Source organism: Arsukibacterium sp. MJ3 (assembly GCF_000987765.1).
In the GTDB taxonomy this organism is placed as follows: Bacteria; Pseudomonadota; Gammaproteobacteria; order Enterobacterales; family Alteromonadaceae; genus Alishewanella.
The window spans coordinates 1-7,142 of record NZ_LAHP01000038.1 but is presented as its reverse complement, the minus strand read 5'-3'; the positions used below and the strand labels follow the sequence as shown (position 1 = coordinate 7,142).

The window sequence follows — 7,142 nt, the reverse complement described above, 5'->3', positions numbered from 1 at the left end:
CTTTGTCGCCGACTTACCACCTGCAGCACCACTTCGCTCAGCCGCATGTGCCTCACCAAGCTCCCTGGCATTTCCCATTACTGCTTGAAATATTGCCCCCTTCGCAAACCCCTTTGCCATACCTCCGGCAAAGTTGGCCATGGCGGTGCCGCCGCCTTCTATTGCTTGCATAGCCCCTTTTGCCATTTGGGCATAGCCATAGTAAGCTTAGGCGGTCAATGCGTGACCCAAAGCAGCACCCAGTGCTGTGGTAGCAGTTGCTGCTGCTACATAATTCGCCGCCCATATCACCAACATTTGGAAGAAATAGCCTGAGGTGTCGGTGGCATTTAACGGGTTATTGTGACCCCATTCATGTTTCAGGCTGCATGTCATTCAATAAAATAATCTTATCAAACAGCTGTAACCCCAAGACTTATGACTGAATAGCATTTAATTTTGATCTGACCCCCAATATTTTTTTTTATCACAGATAAATACCAGGAAATGTTTAAGCGAATTATTTTGCAATTGCAAGATGGCACCAGTTTCGCTGTATATGACGACTTAATGCTCTATTTTCTCGGATGTAGTGCTTCAAGTGAAACCATAGCAACCGATCGTTTCCTTTTGAAAAGCTATAATCACAGTAACCTTCCAGAAAATTAGGTGCTAGCTATGCCTCAAAAGACTTTAATAACCAAACCACTGGATATCCAGCATATTCTCGATCATGCTCTTGTCCTTGCCGAACATAGCAGTTGGGAAAATTTACAACTTACTGCGCTGGCTAACAGCCTGAATTTCAGCGTGGTACAGCTGGCACGGCTGGTTAAGCAAAAAGATGAACTGGCAGATGCCTGGTTTGACCGGGCTGACGAGGCGATGCTGAGCACTGAATTAGCTGGTGCTGATACTGCAGCTGACAAATTGGAGCTGGCCATTCGCAGCTGGTTAAATGCCTTGGTGCCTTATCCACGACTTACCCGGCAAATGTTGTATTACAAACTGGAGCCGGGCCATGTGCATTTGCAGGCAGCGGCTTTATTGCGCATAAGCCGCACCGTGCAGTGGTTACGGGAGTTAACAGGGCTTAAGGCCTCGGGTAGCGCAAGGGTTACCCAGGAACTTGCGTTAAGCGGGCTGTTTGTCTCAATATTTATTGGCTGGCTACATGATACCTCGCCAGCACAAACCGCCAGCCTGAAAAGGCTAAAATTTGCCCTTGCCACTTTAAATAAGCTGGGCTTGTGTCGCTAACCCTTCAGGCTTTTGCTGAGGTTGGCAACGCACCATTACTCATCCAACTGCTTATTGAGTTTTTTCAGTAACGCAATATCTGGCTGATACGCCATGGCCTGCTCGGCCCGGGTTAATGCCGCCGCAGAGTGCTCTCTGGCACATTGCTTAAATTGCGGGCCATAGCCGGCCAGGGCCAAAAACGCTTTTTGCAAACGAATTTGCACGTCAATATTGGTTGCACTATGGTGAGCAATTGAGGTGAAAAAATCATCGAATAGTTCATTAAGTTGTACTTCGGGTGCCCAAACGCGATCGTATTTAACGGCATTATGGTTATTCTCAGGCAGCCAGTTGCTTAGCACTCTAAGCCCTCGACCAATAATTTCGATTGCTGTGCCAGGATCGTTAATGCCTGGTGACAAGGCTTTAGCCGCAATTTCAGCCAATACCATCATCCCAAACCTGGGGTCTTGCTCAAAACTGCGGTAGTCACTAATGTAAAACGAATTCAACAGTTGCTGGTTAGCTTTTTTATTATTGCCGCTTAACCATAGCAGCGGCCGGTCTTTATACACAAAAGCACCAGGCAGGCTGCAAATATACACCTGACTATCGTGCTCTTTTGCCCAATTATTAATGGTGTTTACATCAATATGCTGAATATAACCAATCTGGCGGGTACACACTGCTGTCGCATGCCGTGGGATTGCCGCTAAACTTTGCAGCCGGTTGGCATCAAGCCAGGGATGATGCACACATCGTTTTATCGCGTTGTAGGCCTCATTTTCTACTCGGTTAGCCGTTTCGCCTACCCGTCCCAAACTGGATAAATGTTCTATCCAGATTAACATGGTAACGACAATCAGCAAAATAACGCCAATGGTAATAATAAACAGCACTACCCGGCCGCCGTCACCATACACCTCGGTACTGAGTAATATGATACTGACAATACTGTATAAGAATGTACCAACAAAGGTTGCCAGCGCGTTCTGGGTGGTGCTGTCGGCCATTAACAAGCGCGTGGCGCGTGGCGACACGCCGTTAGAGGCCGCATTAAAAGCCGCAACCATAACGCTTAATGAAAAGGTGGTTACTGTCAGCATACTGGTGGCAAGTATGGTCAGAATTTTTTCAACCGCGTCACTGCCGATGGCACCACCTAATGCGCTTGGGATCAGATCGTTTAGCAGTAAGGCCAGGCCGGGAGTGATCAGCGCTAACACGGTGTAAAGTGAAGTACGAACCCAGAGTTTTTGACTTAGCTTCAATAATTGCCAGCCCCATTTTGAAAGCATAAACTGTCCGGTATTCATAATCATGATGTTCTCAACATAACCAAACCCCATTGCCCTTTCAAGCTTTAAAGCTTTTAAGTGATAGCAAGCATAAACTTTGCCTTGTCAGGCTTTAGTATTACACTGACCCTACTCATTTTTCTTAAGGAAACACTATGCTGATCCGATTTATAGTGCTGTTTAGCTTGCTGTTAAGCAGTGCCGCCGCCCACAGCGCCGCTGACAGTTACACCTACGCCAATTATCAGCAGGTGACAGTTAAAAATCTGCATCTGGATTTAACCATTAATTTTGAGCAAAAAACCCTGACGGGCTTTGCCGATTTGCAGCTTAACTGGCTTGATAGCAGTGCAACCGCTATATATCTCGATACCCGTGACCTGTTAATTGACCGGGTGTATGCTAAAACCAGCGCCGGCAGTTGGCAAAAGGTACCTTTTAGTCTGGCTGCACGCGATGCCGTATTGGGTAGTAAACTGACTATTCGCCCGGCATTTAACGCACAAACGCTACGCATTTACTACAGCTCTACGCCAGAAGCTTCGGGCTTGCAATGGTTAACGCCAGCGCAAACTGCCAGCAAAACCACCCCTTTTATGTTTAGTCAGAATCAGGCCATTCATGCCCGCAGTTGGATGCCCATACAGGATACGCCAGCGGTACGTTTGACATACAGTGCCCGAATTCAGACTATCGACTCGGTATTAGTGGTGATGAGCGCACCAAATGATCCAACCACCGCGCGCGATGGTGATTACCAATTTAGTATGCCACAGCCTATTCCCGCCTATTTAATTGCTATTGCCGCCGGTAACTTACAGTTTAAAGCGATGAGCGATGAGACCGGCGTTTATGCCGAGCCATATATTTTAGACTCGGCCGCTGCTGAATTTGCCAGCACGCAGGCGATGATCGATGCCACCGAACAGCTGTATGGCGATTATCGTTGGGGCCGTTACGATTTGCTAATTCTACCGCCAAGCTTTCCGTTTGGCGGTATGGAAAACCCGGTGTTAAGTTTTATTACGCCGACGGTAGTGGCTGGCGATGGCAGCCTAGTGAGCTTAATAGCGCATGAGCTAGCACATTCCTGGTCAGGCAACTTGGTAACCAATGCCAGTTGGCGCGACTTGTGGTTAAATGAGGGTTTTACCTCTTATGTCGAAAACCGGATAATGGAGCAGGTATTTGGTATTGACCGCGCCGTGATGGAGCAAGCGTTGGCGGTGCAGGCATTAAAAGATGAACTGACAACCTTAGCGGCTAACGACAGCATTTTACATATCGATTTACAGGGTCGCGATCCAGACGATGCCTTCAGTGGTGTGCCCTATACCAAGGGTCAATTGTTTTTAATGTTTTTAGAGCAACAGTTTGGCCGCGATAAGTTTGACCCTTTTGTTCGGCAATATTTTAACGATAACGCCTTTCAAAGCATTGATACCAAAACCTTTGTAACGTATTTAGATAAAAACCTGCTGCAAAAATATCCGGATATTGTGTCGTTGGATGAAGCAAAAAACTGGATTTATCAGCCTGGTTTACCCGCAAGCACACCGCAGCCGCAATCTGATGCCTTTAACCGGGTGCAACAACAGGCCAATAACTGGCTGGCCAAAAGTACTGAACTTGCTGCGCTTTCTACCGCCAACTGGACCGTGCATGAGTGGTTGTATTTTATTAATAACTTACCGCTCACGATTAGCCCTGAGCAAATGGTTAATCTTGATGCCACTTTTAAGCTAACCAAGTCCACCAATAGCGAGATTGCTCATGCCTGGTATCTGCTGGCACTAAAAACCGGTTATCAGCACATTAATAACCAATTGCAGCAATACTTAATCAGTATCGGCCGACGAAAGCTGATTATTCCTCTGTACAAACAACTGGCCACCACACCTGACGGCCTAGCGTTTGCAAGAGCAGTGTATGAAAAAGCCCGGCCAGGTTATCATCCGCTGGCACAGGGTTCAGTAGATGAAATTTTAAAGTAATTACGGGCTATTTTCAGCAGGCATAACCTGATCACCAGCCGCTAGCTAAGCGTAAGAGCCTGTTAAAGGGGATGATTAATGAAATTGCTTAATGCACTGGGTTATGCCGGCTTACTGCCGTTTATTGGACTGCCTTTGTTGTACCAACAGCAAGTATGGTTTGACAGCCCAACATTGCTACACGTTTACCAATTATACAGTGCGCTTATTCTGGGGTTTATGGCTGGGGTATTGTGGCCTGCACTGCCCCAGAGTAATAATGACAATAACAGCCATTCACTGGCGTTATTAGCCGTCACTTTTCCGGTGCTAAGTGTTATTGGCTTAGTGTTGATTGAACATTCTTTTTTACTGTTACAACTGGTGCTTTTTCTGCTGCTGCGCTTAACTGAGTTGCTAACCAGCATTAATCAGCGTTATAACCGTTCATATCGCAGCCTTAGAAACTGGCTAACACTGGTGGTCAGTGTTAGCCATTTAGCGCTGTACTGGCTGATTTATCAGTAAGCTGTTGGTGAACAATAAAGTTGTTAACAAGAAGCCGTGTAAGTTATTAATTTTATTGTGTGGCTATTTTAAGTAAATATATAAATAATGAATAAGCTAAGCCAATTATTTCTCGTTTTAGGGTGTGTTTATAAACAAAAACTATTGCACACAAGGCCTGATTTTAAGTCGAACTACTTACCTTCCTCTGATTTGCGAGATAGGAAAGGAACTGCTCTTATGCTTTCAATAAAGGAGATTTTGGCACGATTATTACACCTAAATTAACTGTATATAAAAACAGCTATAGTCAGGTATTTACTGATTTGCCATAAATAGATCGGTATTCTTTTTTCACTGTTCTCGGTTTGTTTTCGATCAAAATGCTAAGTAGTTGAAATAGTGCTAATAATTCTTAATTAATATTTACATACCGCGCCAAATTAATTCTCGGTATGTAAACTTCTCGCTTTGTTTCAACAAGTTTTCAATTGAAGTTCCATATAAGTGATGCTAAGTTACTGAAAATTTGCGTAAATTGCTTGGAGTTAATCATGAAAACTGAATATATGTTCAGGGTTTATCGAGAAGTCCGGGTAATACACTGTTAAGTTTACGAATCATGGATCGAGCATTGATACAGAAAGGACTTGGTATAGCCCTAATCCTGAGCGGTCTGGTTCTACTGGTGCTGAAGCTCCTTAGTGTTCCCGAAGCACAGCAGAGCTGGAACGCCTGGGCCGCGCCGGATAGCGGCACATCTCTATTCATAGGAGCTTTGGTTGCTGAATCGGTATTACTGGCGGCCCGGTTTGCTCTGGGCTTCTTCGTCTATTTAAATAAACAGCTTGGTCCTTGGCTGTTTTATACCTTGGCAGTGCTGGTCGCAATAAGCAGTATTACAGGCATTATTTTAGTTCTCGTATGCGTGCTTTTCCGTTTTCTGCAAGGCCAGGATCATGCAAAAGAAACTTAACAAGGCGCTTTTGTCGGACAATTCCTCCACCGCTGCGCGGCTACAGAATTGCCGCAAAGCTTTGCGTTATAACGATAAGGAGTTTCGGTGCCAACTTTAACTAAAAAGAATATCCCACTCATATCTTTTACTGTTATTTGTGCTTTTTGGGCTTTTTTCTACCAAAGTTCGAATATTCTGAATGAATATGGTGCTGAAAAGCCTGAGTGGTTGTTATTAATTGATGGCTTAATTGTTTTACCTATTTTATGCTTTTTGTGTGTTAAAGATAAGAAAGAAGCGACCATTAAAACCGTAGCATATAGTTGTCTAATTATATTACTTGGTAGCTTTATTATCCCTGAAAGCTCAAAGGTTGCATGGCCCTACCTTGAGTCATTACGTTACCTTGCTATTGCTGCGTTTATCCTTTTAGAAATAGCTACTATTTTGACAGTTTTCTTTGCTGTCAAAGCCTCTATTACGCGAAATAAAGATCCTGATATAGCTATATCACAGCCAATTGAAAAAATACTAGGTAAAGGAGCTATAAGTTCATTGCTTTCTTTTGAGGCTAGAATTTGGACATACGCATTATTTTCAAAAAAGATAAAACAGCAATGTTTTACTGGTAATAGTCACTTTAGTTGTTACAAGAAAGACGGCGCTCAAAGCAATCAATTAGGTTTTATTCTCATCATTTTATTTGAATTACCCGTTATGCATATGCTGCTGCATTTTTTATGGTCACCATTTGCGGCCAATATTACAACAGGTTTAACTCTTTTTGGTTTGGTATTTTTTATTGCTGAGTACAAAGCCATTGCCATAAGGCCTATTTCGATTACGTCCAAAAGCTTAATTATTAGGTATGGGGTATGGAACCCGTTAGAGGTTTGTTTTACTGAATTCGAACATATAAAATTAAATTCTGGTTTCATACGCAGATCTAGCAATGTTAATAGATTTAACTTAGCAGGCAATCCAAATGTAGAAATTAAGCTGAATTCTGGTAAGTATATATATTTAGGTTTGGATTCACCTAGCGAGTTCATTTTCGCTATAGAAAACCTTCGAGTAAAATCGTTATAATAAACAAGGATAGGTCGCGCGCAGCCGCGACTTAATCCTGTTGTTGGACAAGCCCGGTGGTTGGGTTTTCTGCTTATATAGTAGATATATCGATGG

General features: G+C 43.8%; 8 protein-coding genes. 5 read left to right on the top strand and 3 right to left on the bottom strand.

Annotated features, from left to right (window positions below):
* Together VT06_RS16260 and VT06_RS18265 are read right to left on the bottom strand one after the other, a co-directional pair.
* On the bottom strand, nucleotides 1-186 hold a 186-nt coding region (locus tag VT06_RS16260; RefSeq protein ID WP_046555386.1), incomplete at its 3' end, for a hypothetical protein.
* 21 nt (nucleotides 187-207) lie between these two features.
* Nucleotides 208-375, bottom strand: a complete 168-nt coding sequence (locus tag VT06_RS18265; protein ID WP_161795048.1) for a hypothetical protein — start codon at nucleotides 373-375, stop codon at nucleotides 208-210.
* 282 nt (nucleotides 376-657) lie between these two features.
* On the opposite strand from VT06_RS18265, the gene VT06_RS16255 reads away from it, so the two are divergent.
* Nucleotides 658-1,239, top strand: a complete 582-nt coding sequence (locus VT06_RS16255; RefSeq protein ID WP_046555385.1) for a TetR family transcriptional regulator — start codon at nucleotides 658-660, stop codon at nucleotides 1,237-1,239.
* 35 nt (nucleotides 1,240-1,274) lie between these two features.
* On the opposite strand, the gene VT06_RS16250 is transcribed toward VT06_RS16255, so the two are convergent.
* Nucleotides 1,275-2,519, bottom strand: a complete 1,245-nt coding sequence (locus VT06_RS16250; RefSeq protein WP_046555387.1) for a DUF2254 domain-containing protein — start codon at nucleotides 2,517-2,519, stop codon at nucleotides 1,275-1,277.
* A gap of 155 nt (nucleotides 2,520-2,674) precedes the next feature.
* On the opposite strand from VT06_RS16250, the gene VT06_RS16245 reads away from it, so the two are divergent.
* From VT06_RS16245 to VT06_RS16230, 4 genes are all read left to right on the top strand, one after another.
* Nucleotides 2,675-4,513 (top strand): M1 family metallopeptidase, encoded by a 1,839-nt coding sequence (locus VT06_RS16245; protein ID WP_046555384.1) that lies wholly within the window; start codon nucleotides 2,675-2,677, stop codon nucleotides 4,511-4,513.
* A 78-nt stretch (nucleotides 4,514-4,591) separates the two neighbouring features.
* Nucleotides 4,592-5,020, top strand: a complete 429-nt coding sequence (locus VT06_RS16240) for a DUF3429 domain-containing protein (protein ID WP_046555383.1) — start codon at nucleotides 4,592-4,594, stop codon at nucleotides 5,018-5,020.
* A gap of 601 nt (nucleotides 5,021-5,621) precedes the next feature.
* Entirely contained in the window at nucleotides 5,622-5,975 is a 354-nt protein-coding gene (locus VT06_RS16235; protein ID WP_046555382.1) for a hypothetical protein, read from the top strand.
* Between the two features lie 87 nt (nucleotides 5,976-6,062).
* A complete protein-coding gene (locus VT06_RS16230) occupies nucleotides 6,063-7,046 on the top strand; it encodes a hypothetical protein (protein WP_046555381.1) in 984 nt (327 codons plus the stop codon).
* Nucleotides 7,047-7,142: the final 96 nt, after the last annotated feature.